Origin of the sequence: Sphingomonas radiodurans, assembly GCF_020866845.1 — a bacterium.
Classification (GTDB): domain Bacteria; phylum Pseudomonadota; class Alphaproteobacteria; order Sphingomonadales; family Sphingomonadaceae; genus Sphingomonas; species Sphingomonas radiodurans.
In genome coordinates, this window is sequence record NZ_CP086594.1 from 3,467,814 (window position 1) to 3,484,261 (window position 16,448).

The 16,448-nt window shown below is 65.2% G+C and carries 16 protein-coding genes and 1 tRNA gene; 9 read left to right on the top strand and 8 right to left on the bottom strand.

Going from position 1 to position 16,448, the window contains the following annotated elements; genetic code table 11:
• Together pspA and LLW23_RS16440 are read right to left on the bottom strand one after the other, a co-directional pair.
• On the bottom strand, positions 1-681 hold the full coding sequence (gene pspA / locus LLW23_RS16435) for a phage shock protein PspA (protein WP_228946563.1): 681 nt from the start codon (positions 679-681) through the stop codon (positions 1-3).
• Positions 682-764: 83 nt separating this feature from the next.
• Entirely contained in the window at positions 765-902 is a 138-nt protein-coding gene (locus LLW23_RS16440; protein ID WP_228946565.1) for a hypothetical protein, read from the bottom strand.
• A gap of 262 nt (positions 903-1,164) precedes the next feature.
• On the opposite strand from LLW23_RS16440, the gene pspF reads away from it, so the two are divergent.
• From pspF to LLW23_RS16455, 3 genes are all read left to right on the top strand, one after another.
• Positions 1,165-2,217: a phage shock protein operon transcriptional activator gene (gene pspF, locus LLW23_RS16445; protein WP_228946566.1), complete on the top strand. Its 1,053-nt coding sequence runs from the start codon at positions 1,165-1,167 to the stop codon at positions 2,215-2,217.
• Positions 2,218-2,281: 64 nt separating this feature from the next.
• Positions 2,282-2,887, top strand: a complete 606-nt coding sequence (locus tag LLW23_RS16450) for a superoxide dismutase (protein WP_228946567.1) — start codon at positions 2,282-2,284, stop codon at positions 2,885-2,887.
• A 109-nt stretch (positions 2,888-2,996) separates the two neighbouring features.
• A tRNA-Asn gene (locus tag LLW23_RS16455) sits at positions 2,997-3,071 on the top strand.
• 53 nt (positions 3,072-3,124) lie between these two features.
• Here the strand turns inward: LLW23_RS16455 and LLW23_RS16460 are convergent.
• Together LLW23_RS16460 and moaA are read right to left on the bottom strand one after the other, a co-directional pair.
• Complete coding sequence (locus tag LLW23_RS16460) at positions 3,125-3,904, bottom strand: NAD kinase (RefSeq protein WP_228946568.1); 780 nt, start codon at positions 3,902-3,904, stop codon at positions 3,125-3,127.
• The gene (gene moaA / locus LLW23_RS16465) at positions 3,901-4,911 is read right to left on the bottom strand and encodes a GTP 3',8-cyclase MoaA (protein ID WP_408641984.1); all 1,011 of its coding nucleotides are present in this window, start codon (positions 4,909-4,911) and stop codon (positions 3,901-3,903) included. Before moaA ends, LLW23_RS16460 begins: the two co-directional genes overlap by 4 nt.
• An 84-nt stretch (positions 4,912-4,995) precedes the next feature.
• On the opposite strand from moaA, the gene LLW23_RS16470 reads away from it, so the two are divergent.
• The 3 genes from LLW23_RS16470 to LLW23_RS16480 are packed head-to-tail and all read left to right on the top strand — an operon-like array spanning position 4,996 to position 7,423.
• Positions 4,996-6,579: a putative bifunctional diguanylate cyclase/phosphodiesterase gene (locus LLW23_RS16470; RefSeq protein ID WP_228946570.1), complete on the top strand. Its 1,584-nt coding sequence runs from the start codon at positions 4,996-4,998 to the stop codon at positions 6,577-6,579.
• On the top strand, positions 6,576-6,989 hold the full coding sequence (locus LLW23_RS16475; RefSeq protein WP_228946572.1) for a YybH family protein: 414 nt from the start codon (positions 6,576-6,578) through the stop codon (positions 6,987-6,989). The genes LLW23_RS16470 and LLW23_RS16475 overlap by 4 nt, the downstream gene beginning before the upstream one ends.
• 38 nt (positions 6,990-7,027) lie before the next feature.
• Positions 7,028-7,423 (top strand): DUF488 domain-containing protein, encoded by a 396-nt coding sequence (locus tag LLW23_RS16480; protein WP_228948617.1) that lies wholly within the window; start codon positions 7,028-7,030, stop codon positions 7,421-7,423.
• 19 nt (positions 7,424-7,442) lie between these two features.
• Here the strand turns inward: LLW23_RS16480 and LLW23_RS16485 are convergent, their stop codons facing one another.
• Together LLW23_RS16485 and gyrA are read right to left on the bottom strand one after the other, a co-directional pair.
• A complete protein-coding gene (locus LLW23_RS16485; protein ID WP_228948618.1) occupies positions 7,443-7,748 on the bottom strand; it encodes a DUF952 domain-containing protein in 306 nt (101 codons plus the stop codon).
• A 41-nt stretch (positions 7,749-7,789) separates the two neighbouring features.
• The gene (gyrA, locus tag LLW23_RS16490) at positions 7,790-10,558 is read right to left on the bottom strand and encodes a DNA gyrase subunit A (protein WP_228946573.1); all 2,769 of its coding nucleotides are present in this window, start codon (positions 10,556-10,558) and stop codon (positions 7,790-7,792) included.
• Between the two features lie 616 nt (positions 10,559-11,174).
• Here gyrA and LLW23_RS16495 point away from each other — a divergent pair.
• Positions 11,175-11,954 (top strand): hypothetical protein, encoded by a 780-nt coding sequence (locus LLW23_RS16495; RefSeq protein WP_228946574.1) that lies wholly within the window; start codon positions 11,175-11,177, stop codon positions 11,952-11,954.
• 13 nt (positions 11,955-11,967) lie between these two features.
• Here LLW23_RS16495 and LLW23_RS16500 read toward each other — a convergent pair whose 3' ends face one another.
• A complete protein-coding gene (locus LLW23_RS16500) occupies positions 11,968-12,624 on the bottom strand; it encodes an SDR family NAD(P)-dependent oxidoreductase (RefSeq protein WP_228946576.1) in 657 nt (218 codons plus the stop codon).
• A 123-nt stretch (positions 12,625-12,747) separates the two neighbouring features.
• Here LLW23_RS16500 and LLW23_RS16505 point away from each other — a divergent pair, with 123 nt between their 5' ends.
• Positions 12,748-14,043, top strand: a complete 1,296-nt coding sequence (locus LLW23_RS16505) for a hypothetical protein (protein ID WP_228946577.1) — start codon at positions 12,748-12,750, stop codon at positions 14,041-14,043.
• A 58-nt stretch (positions 14,044-14,101) separates the two neighbouring features.
• Here the strand turns inward: LLW23_RS16505 and LLW23_RS16510 are convergent, their stop codons facing one another.
• On the bottom strand, positions 14,102-14,575 hold the full coding sequence (locus LLW23_RS16510; protein WP_228946579.1) for an Lrp/AsnC family transcriptional regulator: 474 nt from the start codon (positions 14,573-14,575) through the stop codon (positions 14,102-14,104).
• A 181-nt stretch (positions 14,576-14,756) separates the two neighbouring features.
• On the opposite strand from LLW23_RS16510, the gene LLW23_RS16515 reads away from it, so the two are divergent.
• Positions 14,757-16,448 carry a histidine kinase gene (locus LLW23_RS16515; protein WP_228946580.1) on the top strand — a complete coding sequence of 564 codons (1,692 nt, stop codon included), beginning with the start codon at positions 14,757-14,759 and terminating at the stop codon, positions 16,446-16,448.

Below are 16,448 nucleotides of genomic sequence, written 5' to 3' on the forward strand. Positions count from 1 at the left end.
TCAGTTCCCCTGGTTCGAACGGTTGTTCAGACGAGCCTTGAGTTCGGCGAGCTCCGCATCGACGCGGTCGGACGCCTTCAGCTCGGCGATCTCGTCGTCGAGACTCCTGGGCAGCGCGCCTAGGCCCATCGCATCGGCGCGGCCCTCGGCTTCGTCCACCTTGCGCTCGAGCATATCGAAACGACTGAACGCCTCGTGCGTCCGCGGGCCGTTCCACATCTCACGCAGCTTGCCGCGGTTGTTGGCGCTCTCCAGCCGAGTCGCGATGCTGTTCTGCTTCGTCCGCGCTTCGCGCAGCTTGTTCTGCAGCTTGGCGATGTCTTCTTCCGATCCGCGAAGGCTGTCGTCGAGCACGCCGATCTCGGCGCGCAGCTGCACGATCATGTCGCTCGCCTTCTGGCGCTCCATCAGCGCTGCCTTGGCAAGATCCTCGCGGTTCTTCGACAGCGCCAGCTCGGCCTTCTCGGTCCAGTTCGCCTCAATGTCGGAGAGCTTGACCACATGGCGCCGCATCTCCTTGATATCGGCGATCGTCCGGGCGGCGGAGGCGCGCACTTCGACGAGCGTTTCCTCCATCTCGAGGATGATCATGCGGATCATCTTGGCGGGATCTTCTGCCTTTTCGAGCAGCTCCGCCATATTGGCGGCTACGATGTCGCGGGTACGGGAAAAGATGCCCATCAACGAAACTCCTGGGTGGTGCCCTTTTATAGGCTTGCCGCCGGGGCGGGGCGAGGGATCAATGCCCGCCCCGGCGGCATCGTTCACGCGATGGCGCGAACGATTGGGTTGGCCGATCCCGTCTGCGCCGGGCCGACCGCGCCGAGCACCATCGCGGTGCTGAGAACGATGGCGCAGGCTGCTGCTGCGAGCGTGCGGCCGATATTTGCGAACTGGGTCATGGCGAAGTCTCCTCTTGAGCCTGGTGTGTTTCCCCGTTTGCCGGGGTTGCCCAGTGCTTTGCAGGGGCTGTGCCAATTTGCAGATGCAACGATGTAAGAACCGCCTGGACGAGGGAGAGCGAGGAAAAGTCGCTAGTAAACAACGCTCTAATTGGATGGCGTCCGCGCGCTCTGCATCATTTCTCTGTTTTACTTTTGTCGCACACGGCTTGCCAAGCATTGGTGTGATGCGCCAAGGCTTGGTCGAAGAGGGCGGGGCGAGATGGCGGAGCGCGCAAGTCAGGTAATCGGCGAAGCAGGAGCGTTCCTCGACGCGCTCGAACGCGCAAGTCGCGCCGCCGCGCTCGACCGTCCGGTGCTGGTCATTGGCGAGCGCGGCACGGGTAAGGAGCTGGTTGCCGAGCGCCTGCATCGCCTCAGCCCACGGTGGGATCAACCACTCGTCGTGATGAACTGCGCCGCCTTGCCCGAGACGCTGATTGAGGCCGAGCTGTTCGGTCACGAAGCGGGCGCGTTCACTGGCGCCACCAAGGCGCGCGTCGGCCGCTTCGAGGAGGCCAATCACGGCACTCTGTTCCTCGACGAACTCGGCACGCTGTCGATGGGCGCGCAGGAGCGTTTGTTGCGTGCGGTGGAATATGGCGAGGTGACGCGGATCGGCTCGTCACGTCCGATGCGCGTGGACGTGCGGATCGTCGCCGCGACCAACGAACATTTGCCCGACAAGGTCGACCGGCACGAATTTCGCGCCGATCTGCTCGATCGTCTGTCGTTCGAGGTCGTGACGCTTCCGCCGCTGCGCGCGCGTAAGAGCGACATCATCATCCTGGCCGACCATTTCGGGCGCCGCATGGCGGCCGAGATGCAGTGGGACCGCTGGCACGGCTTTACACCCGAAGCGCAGGAGGCGCTGCGTGACTATCGCTGGCCGGGCAACGTGCGCGAGCTTCGCAACGTCGTTGAGCGCGCAGTCTACCGTTGGGATCGCGAAGGGCCGATCGAAGCGATCGAGTTTGACCCCTTTCAATCCCCATATCGCCCCGGCAGCAGCGGCGCGCCGGTGTCGCTACAGCCACCAATGCCTCCGCCACGCGCGCCATCTACCCCGCCCAGCGCCGGCGACGAGGTCGCCGCGTGCGATGTCGGGCCGTCGGACTTTAAGAGCCGCGTGGCGTTGTTCGAGAAGGATTTGCTGTCGCGTGCGCTCGCCGAAAATCGCTTCAATCAACGCGCAACCGCCGATTCGCTAGGGCTCAGCTACGATCAGCTGCGCCACGCACTGCGCCGCCACGACATGATCGGAGCGGTTGCGTAACGAGCGGACCGGAGCCATTTGGACGGCGTCGCGTTCCCAATCGCGAACCCCAAAGGAGGATCCCATGGCATTCGAACTCCCCCCGCTCCCATATGACTACGACGCGCTGGAGCCGGTCATCTCGAAGGAGACGATGACCTTCCACCACGACAAGCACCACGCCGCGTACACCGCGAAGCTGAACGAGGGCGTCGCCGCCGATCCGAAGCTGGAAGGCAAGTCGATCGAAGACATTCTCGGCATGATCTCAACCCTCCCCCCCCTCGTCCGCAACAATGGCGGTGGATTTTGGAACCATGACTTTTTTTGGAGGATCATGGGGCCAAAGGGCGCGACCCAGCCTTCCGGAGCGCTAGCCGAGGCGATCGAGGCTTACGGTGGGCTCGACAAGCTCAAGGAAGATTTCAACGGCAAGGGCGCGGGCCAGTTCGGCTCGGGCTGGGCTTGGGTGATCAAGGATTCCTCGGGCGCTCTGAAGGTCACTTCGACGCCCAATCAGGATAATCCCCTGATGGACGATGCCAAGGAGCCGGGCACGCCGATCCTGGGCAATGACGTGTGGGAACACGCCTATTATCTCACCTACATGAACGACCGGCCGGGATATCTGAAGGCGTGGTGGGACGTGGTGAACTGGGACAAGGCAGGCGAGCTGTTCGACGCCGCCTGAACCGCGACGGCAACCTGACAGGAGAGGGGGCGGCTGCGGCGGCCCCCTTTTCGCTTCGGGGGCTTGCTCCCGGAAAAATGCCAGCTATAGACGCGCCTCCGCACGATGTTCCCTGATAGCTCAGCGGTAGAGCTCTCGACTGTTAATCGAGTGGCCGTAGGTTCGAATCCTACTCAGGGAGCCAGCGGTTCCGACCTTCTCGGCACTTAGCCCCACTCAAGCTAAGGGGAGGAGCCGCTAAGAAACGAACTGCTCCATCGTGATGCGGTCGTCCAGGGCATGCTCCGGGTCGAATAGCAGCGTCAGCTCGCGTGCCCGATCGATCGCAATCGTAACCTCAGCCACTTCACGGATCTCTCGCTGATCGGCCACTGCAGAAACCGGCCTTTTGTCTGGATCGAGAACCCGCAGCTTCACGCGCGCCTTGTCTGGCAAGATAGCGCCGCGCCAACGGCGAGGTCGGAAGGCGCTGATCGGGGTAAGTGCGATCATCGCAGAGCCGAGTGGCAGGATGGGGCCGTGCGCTGAGAGGTTATAGGCAGTGGACCCGGCCGGCGTAGCCGCGAGGATACCGTCGCAGGCAAGTTCCTCAAGCACCACGCGATCGTTGACACTTACTTCGAGCTTCGCGGTTTGCCGCGTTTCGCGCAATAGCGACACTTCGTTGATTGCGGGTATTGTATGGACCCGGCCATCGATACCAGTCGCGGTCATCAGCAACGGGGTCACCTTGAAGGCGCGCGCCTTTGACAAGCGCTCGTCAAGGTCGTGCTGCCGCCATTCATTCATCAGAAAGCCGACCGTGCCGAGGTTCATGCCGAACACCGGTACCGCCGATCGACGCGCATCAAGCAAGGTGTGGAGCGTTTGCAGCATGAAGCCATCGCCACCCAACGCAATGACAACATCGGCGTCGTCGACGCTGCACCAATCCCACGCGTCGGACAGCGCGGCGCGCGCGGCCTGCGCAGGAGCGGTCGGCGAGGCGACCAGCGCCCGCCGCAGATACTCCGTCATCCGCCAGTGACGCTCATATGCCGCGCTACTGCCGGCGCGGAGCCGCGTTCAATGCGAAAGTCGTGGCGCGCAGGCTTGCCAGCAATCGCGAGCCGAATCGCGTCATCCAGCGCAGCGACCCCGCCCTCGCGCAGCGCCATTTTCAGATCGACCTGATCATCATGCCCCAGGCAGCTATAAAGCTTGCCCTCCGTCGTGAGCCGGACGCGATTGCACCCGTCACAGAAATTAACGGTGAGCGGTGAGATGAGCCCAAGTCGGGTCGCGCTTTCATCCACGCGCCAATAGCGCGCTGGCCCGCCCGTACCTGCTACGTCGCGCTGAAGATCGAACTGATCGCCCAGCCGCTCGAAAACAGCGGTGAGCGGGACGAACCTGTCGGTACGATCCTCGTCGATCGCCCCCATCGGCATCGTTTCGATCAGGGTGAGATCATGACCCTCGGCGACGCACCAATCGAGCATTGGCGCTATCTCGGCCTCGTTTAGATCCTTTAGCGCGACCATGTTGATCTTTACCGCGAGCCCCGCCGTCTTGGCTGCCGTGATCCCACCCAGCACCTGCGTCAGATCGCCATGCCGCGTAATGTAACGGAAATTGACGGGATCAAGGCTGTCGAGACTGACGTTCACACGTCGCATGCCTGCGTCGAACAGCGCTTCGGCGTGTTCGGCCAGTCGCGTGCCGTTGGTGGTCATTGTAAGCTCGTCGAGCGTGTCGCCGACGTGCCCGCCAAGCCTCCGCGTCAACTCAATGACGTCGCGCCGCACAAGCGGCTCTCCGCCCGACAGTCGGATCTTGCGCACGCCAAGCCCGATGAAACGCTCGGCGATAATCGCGATTTCCTCAAGCGCGAGAAGCCGATTGCGCGGCAGGAAGGTCATCTTCTCCGCCATGCAATATCGGCAGCGCAGGTCGCAGCGATCCGTAACTGAGATGCGCAAATAGCGGATCGTCCGGCCGAACCCATCGATCAGGTCCGGCGACATGGCTTGCGCAACTCCCATAACGAAACAGCTAGGGGCTGCGAGGCGGGGCGACAAGGGCAAGCCCCCGTTGCTGTGCCCCGACACGCGGCCTACGGATCAGGCGTGGGCAATCAAGAACATGACAGGGGTCAGGTGGTGCTGGGCGCCGGAGCGGATGCGTTCGCTCCCCTCGTCGTGGCTGCCGGGTGGAGCATCGGTGGGGGAGCGGCCGAGATCCGGCTGGTCGATGCGCGTGACGGCGTCAGTGGGGTGTCACGGGAAGACGCATCTGCCGTCACGAACCACGCTGCCTTATTGGCAATCGTGCGCGATGCTGATGGTGCAGCCCGCGCATACGACGCCGGGGCAACCCACGTGTTGGTCGAACCGATCGACGCCGCGTCGCTGACGTTGGCATTGCGGTTCGCCGGCCGCCATGCGCGCCGTCTGCATAGCAAGGCTAGGGCACGGCGGGCAGGCGAAGCGGGCGAGGGCGCTGTCCAGCGTTTCCTTGCGGCGCGCGGCAGTGACACGGCATCAACGGTGGCAATGATCGCGATGACTCGCTTCGACACCGTCAATGCGGCGTTTGGGCGCGACGCCGGGGACCTGCTGTTAAACGAGGCCGGCGCGCGGATTGCTGCCGCACTGCCACCGGCGGCCGTGATCGAACGTGACGAAGGTGCGCAATTCGTCATAGCAATCGACGAATGTGGCGAAGCGGCCAGCGCGCGAATTGCCTTAATCGAGGCGGCGCTGGCGCGACGCTTTACGCTGGACGCTAGCGAGGCGAGCCTTGGCGTGCGCATTGGCGTGGCGCATCGCGCGCCTGGCGAAGCGTGGGAGGCGCTCGTGGGGCGCGCAAAAGAGGCGCTTGATCATGCGCTCACTAGCGATGGCGCGAGCGTTCGTGTCGCTCCGTTGACCCATGCCGCGCACGGCATCCGCCTCGCTGCCGACCTGCACCGCGCGATCGAGCGCGACGAAATCGACATCCTCTTCCAGCCGCAGGTCGTTTTAGCGGACGGCGCGATCGTCGGTGTCGAGGCACTGGCGCGGTGGGAGCATCCCGAACATGGCGTGCTCGGCGCAGAAACGCTGTTCGCCGCGGCGGAGCGCGCTGGCCTGGGTCTTGCATTGTCCGAACATATCCAGGCGCTTGCGATGACGATGGCGAGCCGCTGGACTGCACCGCTCGCCGGTTTGCGTGTCGCGATCAACGTCACCGCGGCGGATCTCGCGCGGAGCGATTTCGTGGACAGCTTCCTCGCCATCGTACGCCGCAGTACGATCGATCCGGGACGGGTGACGGTGGAAGTGACCGAGAGTGGCTTTGTCACCGATCTCGCCGAAGCCTCTGCCAGGCTCGAACGGCTGCGCGAGGTGGGTCTGCGCGTGGCAATCGACGATTTCGGCACCGGCTATTCCAGCCTCGCCTACCTTAAAGCTCTTCCGCTCGATTATCTCAAGATCGATCGCAGCCTGACGCAGGATATTGCCGGCGGGCATCGCGGACGCGTGGTGGTGCGTGGGATCATCGCGATCGCCAATGGCCTCGGCCTGACGACGATCGCCGAGGGAGTCGAGGACGACGAGCAACACGATCTGCTGGCAGCGGAAGGCTGCGATCTGTACCAGGGTTTCCTCTGCGCCGGGCCGCTCGACGAAGTGGCGCTGGCGGCGCTGATCGGGAGGGCGGAGGCATGATGCTGACATTGCTGGCGCCGGTGGTGCTCGTGGCGACGGCAGCGGCAAGTCCGCAGGCGGAGATCGAAAGCGCGCTGACGACCAGCGCTGCGGGATGGGACGATGGCAACCTCGAGCGCTTCGTCGCGATCTATGCCGACGATGCCGTTTTTGTGTCTGGCGGGAAGATCGCACGCGGACGAGCCGAGATCGCGAAGAACTACGCCAAGAGCTTCACCGGCGCCGCGAACGTACGCGACCGCCTGTCGATCCAGCCCGTCGCCTGGCGCACCCTAAGCAAGGTCCACGTGCTTTTCGTCGGGCGGTGGACGTTGGCGCCGGCGGGTGCGGCGCCGCAGACCGGGTTGACGACATTGCTGTTCGAACGGCGCAAAGCAGGTTGGCAGATCATCTCGGACCATAGTTCTTGACCTCGACGATCTACACCATCGGCTATGAAGCGACGACGATGGCTGACTTTCTGGCGGCGCTGACGGCGGTGAAGGTTGAGCTCGTCATTGACGTGCGCGCTTTGCCGCTGTCGCGTCGGCCCGGGTTCTCGAAGTCGAGCCTTGCCGCTTCGCTGCGGGAAGCCGGCATCGACTATGTTCACCTCAAGGCGCTCGGCACGCCCAAGCGCGGGCGGGACGCGGCTAAGAAGGGCGACGTCGTGACGTTGCGTGCGGTGTACGACGATCAGCTCGCACTCCCCGAAGCGCAGGCTGCTGCTGCGCGGATGCGGGAGCTTGCGGCCGAGAAGCGGTCAGCCTTGCTCTGCTACGAGCGCGATCCGTGCCACTGCCACCGCACTTTGTTGCTGCAAGCGGAAGGCGAGGGGGCGGAGGTGGTGGATCTGTTCACATAGTTGTGCACCGGAGCAAACTTCAGCCCGCCACCGGCAACCGCACGGCGCCGTCTTTCCCCCGCTTCAGCGGTCCGTAAGCGAAGACCGCATCGAGCGTCAGTACACCATAAAGATGCGGGAACGCTTGCCCGCCGCGGCTTTCCTCCCAGCGGATCTGCTCGCCCAGCGCTTCCAGATCCACCGCCGCGACGTGCAGATCGTCCTGCCCGGCGAAATGTTTGTCGACCGTTTCGGTCAGTTGGGTGGCGGTCGACAAATGGATGTAGCCATCCGCCACGTCGACCGGTGCCCCGGCGAACGTGCCGTCACGTTCCAGCGCCGCCATCTGTTCGCCGGTCAACACCTTGTACGCCGTCGTCGGGCGGCTCACTGGCCGTCCTCCGGCCCTGCGGCGGCATCATCGCCGATCGTGCCGCCGTCATCGGGTGCGATCTCCGGCGGCGTCAGTGCGGCCGCGACGGCTTCCTCGGCGGCGTTCTCCGGCTCGGGTTCCTCGTCGATGCGTGCACAGCCGACGACATGCTCAGCGTCGCCAACATTGAACAGCCGCACGCCGGCCGAATTCCGGCCGATCACGCGCAGCGAATCGAGCGGCATGCGGATCAGCTTCGCCTGATCGGTCACCAACATCAGATGATCGTTGCGGCTTGCCGCGAAGCTCGCGACGACCGGACCGTTACGGGCGATGTTGTCGATGTTGGTGATGCCTTGGCCGCCACGACCCGTGCGGCGATACTCATACGCGGACGACAATTTGCCGTAGCCGTTGGCGCAGATCGTCAGGATGAACTGCTCGTTGGCGCGGAGATGCTCGAACCGCTGGAGATCGATCGAGCGCTCACCCTCGCGCTCCGCCTTCCATGGCGCGAAGCGGACATAATCCTCGCGCTCCTCAGGCGTCGCCCCGACCCGGTGCAGGATCGACAGCGAGATCACCTCGTCGCCCGCCGCCAGCCGCATCCCGCGAACACCGGTCGAGTTGCGGCTCTGGAACGCCCGCACCTCATCGCCGGCGAAGCGAATCGCCTTGCCCTGCCGTGTTGCGAGCAGGACGTCGTCCTCTTCCTCCAGCAGCGCGACGCCGATCAGCCGATCGTCGGCATCCTCGCCTTCGAACTTCATCGCGATCTTGCCGTTCGACGGCACGTTGGTGAACGCGTCCATCGAATTGCGCCGGACATTGCCCTTCACGGTCGCGAACATGACGTGGAGCTTGCCCCACTCCGCCTCATCCTCCGGCAGCGGGAGCACGGTCGAGATCGTCTCGCCCGCCTGCAACGGCAGCAGATTGACCATCGGCCGCCCGCGGGTGTTGGCGCCGCCCTCGGGCAGGCGCCACACCTTCATGCGATAGACTTTGCCGAGTGTGGAGAAGAACAGCACCGGCGTGTGCGTCGAGGTGACGAACAGGCTGGTGACGGCATCCTCGTCCTTCGTCGCCATCCCGCTGCGGCCCTTGCCGCCGCGCGCCTGCGCACGAAACGTCTCGAGCGGGGTGCGTTTGATGTAGCCCTGCATGGTGACGGTGACGACCATGTCCTCACGCTCGATCAGATCCTCATCCTCGATCCCGTCGGCGGCGGCGGCGATCTCGGTGCGGCGCGGCGTGGCGAAGAGCGCGCGGATCTCGGTGAACTCGTCGCGCATCACCGCGTAGAGCTTCACCCGGTCGGCGAGGATCGCGAGCAGTTCGGCGATCGAATCGGCGAGGGTCTTGAGCTCGCCGCCGATTTCGTCGCGGCCAAGCGCGGTGAGGCGGTGAAGGCGCAGATCGAGGATCGCGCGGACCTGGATTTCGGACAGGCGGTAGGTGTCGCCAGTGATCTCGGCCTCGACCGCCTCAACGAGCGCGATGTACGCGGCGATCTCCGCGATCGGCCATTCGCGCGCCATCAACTTGGCGCGGGCTTCTGCGGGCGAAGACGAACCGCGGATGATCTTCACCACCTCGTCGAGGTTCGTCACCGCGATGACGAGGCCGAGCAAGATGTGCGCCCGGTCGCGCGCCTTGGCGAGCTCGAACTTCGCGCGCCGCGTGATGACGATCTCGCGGAACTGGACGAAGGCGGCAATGATATCACGCAGCGGCAGCAACTCGGGCCGGCCGCCGCGGATCGCGAGCATGTTGGCGGGGAAGCTGCCCTGCGCCGGGGTGTGCCGCCAGAGCTGGTTGAGCACTACCTCGGTCGTGGCGTCGCGCTTCAGCTCGATGACCACGCGCACGCCGTCGCGGTTCGATTCGTCGCGGACATCGCCGATGCCCTCGATCCGCTTGTCCTTCGCGGCCTCAGCGATCTTCTCGACCAGCGCGTTCTTGCCCTGCTGGAACGGAATTTCGGTGAGCACGATCGAACGACGCTCGCCGCGACCTTCCTCGATCTTGTAGCGCGAGCGAACGATGATCGAGCCGCGCCCGGTTTCGTACGCGGACCGGGCGCCGGAGCGGCCGAGGATGATCGCGCCGGTCGGGAAATCCGGCCCCGGCACGATCGCCATCAGCTCTTCGGTCGTGATCGCGCCATTATCGAGGTACGCGAGGCAAGCGTCGATCACTTCGCCGAGGTTATGCGGCGGGATATTGGTCGCCATGCCGACTGCGATGCCGCCGGCGCCGTTGACGAGCAGGTTGGGGAAGCGCGCCGGGAGAACCTGCGGCTCGCTTTCGGAGCCGTCGTAGTTCGGCTGGAAATCGACCGTGTCCTTGTCGAGATCGTCGAGCAGGTAATCGGCAATCCGCGCCAGCCGCGCTTCGGTATAACGCATCGCGGCGGGCGGATCGGGATCCATCGAGCCGAAGTTGCCCTGGCCGTCGATCAGCGGCGCGCGCATCGCCCAATCCTGCGTCATGCGCGCCAAGGCGTCGTAGATCGAGGTGTCGCCGTGCGGATGGTACTTACCGATCACGTCGCCGACGATGCGGGCGGACTTGCGATACGGCCGGTTGTACGTGAAGCCGCTCTCGTTCGCCGAATACAGGATGCGGCGATGCACCGGCTTCAGCCCGTCGCGAACATCGGGCAACGCACGCGCGACGATCACGCTCATCGCGTAATCGAGGTAGCTGGTCTTCATCTCCTCGACGATCGAGATCGGGGCAATGTCCGATGGGTCGGCGAGGATGGTCTCGTCGGTCAAAACGTCACTTTCGGTTCAGGGATTGCTGCCGTCACGGTTTAGAAGACCGCAACGGAATTGTCACGCATGCGTACGCGGGCGCGCGGGTCACGCGGCTTGCTAAGCGCGCTATTGGCGGCGTGCGCGATCATGCTGCATCGCCGCGAATGTTGAGGAAGTTGAGGCGATCGCGCGTATTTCTCCAACGAGCCTCAACATTCGCGAATGGGCTGGGTGTGGGCATGATCTGGAGTGTACCGCACGAGGCGGGGCGTAGGACAGGCGGCGATGGCGGTGTCTCGTGGCGCTGCGACTAACGCCCTCCGACAGAGCTTTCATACGCGCGCAACAAAAGTGTCGTTCCGTCGTGCTGGGCGACGCTCGCGCAGGGGGATGGCGGATGAACCGGCAGGTGATAGCGCTTGCGTCAATGTTGGCCATCGGCGGATGCGGCGACGATTCTTCCGGTTCTTCGCCACCGAACGCTGTCGCGCCCGCACCAGCCCCTAGTCCGGCGCCGAGCCCTACGCCCACGCCAAGCCCGTCCCCGACACCCAGTCCGACCCCGTCGCCGACGCCAACCCCCACGCCGACATCCGCCGGTTACCTGACGTTTTCGGACATTTACATCTTGCGGATGGGCACCGGCATCACCTTGCCCAGCGCCTGCAGCGGCTTTGCCCTGCAAGGCCAGCCACCCGCTGTTTTGCCGGCGACGCCATTTGGCCAAGGGCTCTCGTTCCGCTTCGTACTGACGCCGCAGGTATGGGCGATCGGCGGCGCGCTGGCCGTGGGCTTCGACGGTCGTGATGCGCAGCCGCTGGCCGATCCGGTGGAGGTGGCGCTGGCAAAGACGCTCGGCACGGACGCTTACAGCTTCTCGATCACGCGACCGACGTTCGGCGACAAGGGACTGGAATATGTTCGGCTCGGGCGGGTGTCCGGGCCAGTCCAGGGCGTCACCCGGCAATATCAATGTGCCCTCGGCATACCGACGCTCGTCGATGACCTTGCCACCGCGACCGCGGTGGACTTCCGCCGAAGCGTTCTGCTTGCGACGGCGCAGGTGCGCGAGGGGGCGGGCGTGCGCGCCTATTCGCTTGGTCGCAGCGAGATTACGATCGCCGGTGACCCGCCAGCGCGACGCGTGACCCTGTCGATCCGGCTGATCGGCACCCCGAGCACAGGCGCGGATGTGTACCTCGGCACGATCGCGGCCTCGGCGCCGATCGATCCCGCTACCGGCAATTTCGTCGCGGCTCTAACCAGCCCCGACCGCACCGTGACCGGATCGATCAGCGGCCGCTTCTTCGGTCCACAGGCGGTGGAGATCGGCGTCGCGTTCGGCGCGTCGGTGGCGGAGACTGCGACGGCGCCGGCCTATTCTGTGGCTGGCGGAGTGTTCGCCGTTCGGTGATCGACCCGTGCCGCTACGGCGCGATTTCCGTCCCGTCCCACGCGAACAATTTGCCGCTATCCTGCGGTTTTAGCTCGTCGATCACGTCGAGCAATTGCACGGCCGCCCGATCAGGCTTGAACAGGTCGCGGCCCGATTGCTGGAACGGCTGGCTCAGCTTCGTGTCGACCGTGCCGGGGTGGAGCGCGACGACGATGCCGCGTTCGTTGCGGCGCTTGTCTTCGATCGCAAGGCTGCGGACGAACTGGTTGAGCGCGGCCTTCGACGCGCGATAGCCGTACCAGCCACCCAGGCGATTGTCCGAGATGCTGCCGACGCGCGCCGATAGAACCGCGAACACTGATCGGCCGGAGCGCGGCATCAGCGGTAGGAAGTGCTTTGCGACAAGCGCCGGGCCGATCGCGTTGACGGCATATTGTCGGGCAAGCCACGCCGGATCGAGATCGCGCAGCGCCTTTTCCGGGCCGCGTTCGCCGTCGTGCAGCAGTCCGGTTGCGACGATTACCAGTTCAGGCGCGTCGATGCTGCTTGCCGCGGCGGCGATCGAGGCTTCGTCGGCCAGATCGAGCTCGGGCCGCGACAGGCGCCGCACGCTGCCGCCTTCCTCCTCCAGCGCGTCCGCCAACGCTTTGCCGATGCCGCCCGACGCCCCAATGATCACTGCCTTCATGCCCACCGGCTACCCCGGCCGCGACGCTCGTTCAATGTCCGTTCAGCGCGCTTCCTTGATGGCGGCGGACAAGGGCACTAAGCGTTACATCAAGTGTTAATGCCTTTAAGGAGAGCAAATTCGATGAAGAGTTTATCCCGCGTCGCGATCGCGGCGTCTTTGATGGCCGGTGTTGCAGGCGTCGCCGTGTCGGCTCCTGCGGTCGCGCAGAAGAAGAAGGAAGCGGCGACGGGCGCAGCAGCGCTCAAGCTCAGCAAGGAAGTTCAGGGGCCGGCCTCTGCCGCGCAGACCGCCATCGGCGCCAAGGACTTTGCGACCGCCACCACGCAGCTTGCGACCGCGCAAGCCGCCGCCAAGAGCGATGACGACCGCTACATTGTCGCCGCGCTGCAGCTGCAGATGGAAGCAACCAAGATTTCGGACGCGCGCGCCGCGAACCAGCCGATCAACGAGGACGGACTGAAGGCGCCGCTCGATGCGCTGATCGCCAATCCGAAGACGCCGGCGGTCGATATCGCGAAATATAATTACCAGCGCGGGATCATGGCCGCGAACGTCAAGGACTCGGCGGGCGCGATCGCGTTTTTCCAGCGCGCGCAGCAGCTTGGTTACAATGATCCGAACCTGCCGCTGCAGCTGGTCAAGCTGAAGATGGACTCGGGTGATGTCGCCGGCGGCGCCGCCGAGCTCGAGAAGTCGATCGACGCGCAGACTGCGGCCGGACAGAAGCCCTCGGAGGATCTGTACCGCTACGTCATCGCCAAGACGAACCAGAAGAAGATGGGGCCGCAGACGACGGCCTGGATCAAGCGCTACATGGCGGCTTATCCGAACGCCAAGAGCTGGCGCGACGGGATCGTGACGTATGGCATGCTGCCGTCGAGCGCAGTGGCATTGGACAAGGCGCAGAAGGTCGATCTCTATCGTCTGATGCGCGCAAGCAAGTCGCTTGCCGACCAGTATGACTATGAAAATTATGCGCAGTGGACCTATGACATGGGTCTGCCGTACGAGACGAAGGCTGTGCTTACCGAAGGCAAGGCCAACGGCAAGATCCCGGCGAGCAGCGCATCGGCGAACGATCTGTTGCGGGTTGCCAACCAGGGCATCGCAACCGAAGGTTCGCTGACGCCGGTTGAGGCGAAGGCAAAGGCGGGCGCCAACGGCCGCATTGCCGCCAATACCGGTGATGCGTATCTCGGGATGGACAATTACGCCAAGGCGATCGAGCTGTATCGCGTGGCGCTCGAGAAGGGCGGGGTCGATGCCGATACCGTCAACACGCGGATGGGCATTGCCTTGGCGAAGTCGGGCGACAAGGCCGGTGCCAAGGCGGCGTTCGCGCTGGTGAAGACCGCACCGCGCACTGATATCGCGTCGATGTGGACGCTGTATCTGGATAGCCCGCCAACCGCCTGAGCGCGTTCGGTGATCAACGGGAAGGGGCGGCTAGTGCCGCCCCTTTTCTTTTGTGCGGCTATTCCGCCCCGGCTTCGATCGGCACGCCGGGAGAAGACTTGGCCGTGCGGATTGTCAGTGACGATTTGACGCTCGCCACGTTGGGCGCGGCGGTCAGGTGAGTCGTCAGGATGCGCTGGAAGCTTTCCAGGTCGGCGGCGACGATCTTCAGGATGAAGTCGATCTCGCCGTTCAGCATGTGGCATTCGCGCACTTCGGGTATTTCGGCGACGTGGCGCTCGAACGTGGCGAGATCATGCTCGGCCTGGCTGCGTAGGCTGACCATCGCGAACACCGTGATCGGATAGCCGAGCGACGCCGCGTCACATTCGGCGTGGTAGCCACGGATCACCCCCGCCTGCTCCAGCGAGCGCACCCGCCGCAGGCACGGCGGCGCGGTGAGCCCGACCCGCTCGGCGAGATCGACGTTCGTCATCCGCCCATCGTCCTGCAGCAATGCCAGGATCCGACGATCGATCCGATCAAGCCCCATTCAACCCCGCTCGCACGCATCTTCGTGATCAACAATGTGCGCATGATCATAGGATAGTTGCGCACGAACGCAATTGTCCCACTATGCGACCGGGCGCCAAAAGCGCTGTTTCCGATGGCCGCTCCGCCGGTTAAGGACGGATATGCAGCGAGCGGTTCGCCGCGGGTGAGTGGGGCGATACGTGCGGTTCGACGATAGCCTCAAGACCGTATTGGCTGCAGATTCTTCGACGGTTTTCGGCGCGCAAGCGATGTTCCGCCAATTGACCGACTTGCTGACGCGCGGCCGCGCGGTCGCCGATGACGAAACGCTGACGCGGTTGCGCGATCTGCGCGATCAGGTGCCGGCGGAAGTGCGCGCAACCGTCGCGCGTGGGTTGGCGCTCGGCCGGCCGCCGGGTGCCCTGATCGAGCTGTTCGCGCAGGACGAGCCGGCGATCGCGTCGGCCGCTTTGCGCGGGGCGCGCTTGGCTGCGGAGGAGTGGGTTGCGCTGCTGCCGCGACTGTCGCCCGTCGGGCGGGCAACGCTGCGCCGGCGTGACGATCTCGACCCTGTCGTGGTGCGCGCGCTCGAGAGCTTCGGGTCGACCGATTTCACGCTCGGTTATGATGCGCCGCCGTTGGTCGACCGCCCGGTGCCGCCGCCCGTCGGGCCAAGCCCCTTCACCGCGGTCGGCGTGATTACGGACGCGCTGCCTGTCGTGGCCGCCGCGCGCCGGGCTGCGGCCGCTGCGCCGCCGCCGCGCGGACCTGCCGGGTTCGAGATTGCAGCGCTGGTCGACCGGATCGCAACCTTCCAGCGCGACCGCGGAACGCCATCGGCCAGCACAGCGCCCGCGCGTCCGATCGACAGCTTCCGTTTCGAGACCGCCGCCGATGGCATGATCCGCTGGTCGGATGCGGCGCCGCGCGGCGCGCTCGTCGGGTTGAGCCTCGCGAAGGCGACCGACACCTCGGCGGCGCACGTGGACGGCGTGGTCACAGGTGCGTTCACGCGGCGCTCGGGCTTCGACGATGCGCGGCTCACCGTCGGCGGCAATTCCGCGGTGGCGGGCGAATGGCGCATTTCGGCCGTCCCGCTCTTCGATCCGACGACCGGCCGCTTCATCGGCTATCGCGGCGGGGCACGCCGGCCGCGGTCCGACGAGAGCGCGGTGCGCGGGATCGGGAAGGGCGGCTCGGAGGGGCTACGGCGGCTGGTCCATGAGTTGCGCACCCCAACCAACGCCATTTCCGGCTTCTCGGAACTGATCGAGGCGCAGCTGCTCGGTCCTGTCGCACCGGCCTATCGCGAGCGGGCCGCGGCGATCCGCGCGATCGCGGCGGATCTCGTGGCGGCGATCGAGGATCTCGACCTTGCCGCGCGGATCGAGGGTGACGCGCTTGAGCTGCGGCCCGGGATCGTGCCGGTCACACCGCTGCTCGATCGTGTCGTCGCCGAACTTCAGACGCTTGCCGGCATCCGCCGTAGCACAATCGCCGCACCCAATATCGACCCGTCGCTTGGCTTCGCCTGCGATGATCGTGCGGCCGAGCGACTGTTCGCGCGGTTGCTGGCGACGATCGTGTCGGCCAGCCAGCCGGATGAGGCGATCGTCGTTTCCGCCTTGCGCGACATGCGCCGCAACGTGCTCGTCACCGTCACGCGGCCGCGCGCGCTGGCTGGTGTTAGCGAGACGGCGTTGCTCAACCTGGATGCCGAGCGCGAGGCCGATCTGCCGGGCGCGCCGCTGCTCGGCACCGGCTTTGCGTTGCGCCTGGTCGGCAATCTGGCCACGGAGCTTGGCGGCGAGTTGGCGATCGGCCCGGATCGCTTGACACTCGCGCTGCCCGCCGCTTCGGTCGCGCAGATGGGACAGGCGTCGACCAACTGA

Coding starts and splice junctions, on each gene's coding strand:
- pspA (WP_228946563.1), bottom strand. CDS start 681: ATGGGCATCTTTTCCCGTACCCGCGACATCGTAGCCGCCAATATGGCG.
- LLW23_RS16440 (WP_228946565.1), bottom strand. CDS start 902: ATGACCCAGTTCGCAAATATCGGCCGCACGCTCGCAGCAGCAGCCTGC.
- pspF (WP_228946566.1), top strand. CDS start 1,165: ATGGCGGAGCGCGCAAGTCAGGTAATCGGCGAAGCAGGAGCGTTCCTC.
- LLW23_RS16450 (WP_228946567.1), top strand. CDS start 2,282: ATGGCATTCGAACTCCCCCCGCTCCCATATGACTACGACGCGCTGGAG.
- LLW23_RS16460 (WP_228946568.1), bottom strand. CDS start 3,904: ATGACGGAGTATCTGCGGCGGGCGCTGGTCGCCTCGCCGACCGCTCCT.
- moaA (WP_408641984.1), bottom strand. CDS start 4,911: ATGGGAGTTGCGCAAGCCATGTCGCCGGACCTGATCGATGGGTTCGGC.
- LLW23_RS16475 (WP_228946572.1), top strand. CDS start 6,576: ATGATGCTGACATTGCTGGCGCCGGTGGTGCTCGTGGCGACGGCAGCG.
- LLW23_RS16480 (WP_228948617.1), top strand. CDS start 7,028: ATGGCTGACTTTCTGGCGGCGCTGACGGCGGTGAAGGTTGAGCTCGTC.
- LLW23_RS16485 (WP_228948618.1), bottom strand. CDS start 7,748: ATGGCGGCGCTGGAACGTGACGGCACGTTCGCCGGGGCACCGGTCGAC.
- LLW23_RS16495 (WP_228946574.1), top strand. CDS start 11,175: ATGGGCACCGGCATCACCTTGCCCAGCGCCTGCAGCGGCTTTGCCCTG.
- LLW23_RS16500 (WP_228946576.1), bottom strand. CDS start 12,624: ATGAAGGCAGTGATCATTGGGGCGTCGGGCGGCATCGGCAAAGCGTTG.
- LLW23_RS16505 (WP_228946577.1), top strand. CDS start 12,748: ATGAAGAGTTTATCCCGCGTCGCGATCGCGGCGTCTTTGATGGCCGGT.
- LLW23_RS16510 (WP_228946579.1), bottom strand. CDS start 14,575: ATGGGGCTTGATCGGATCGATCGTCGGATCCTGGCATTGCTGCAGGAC.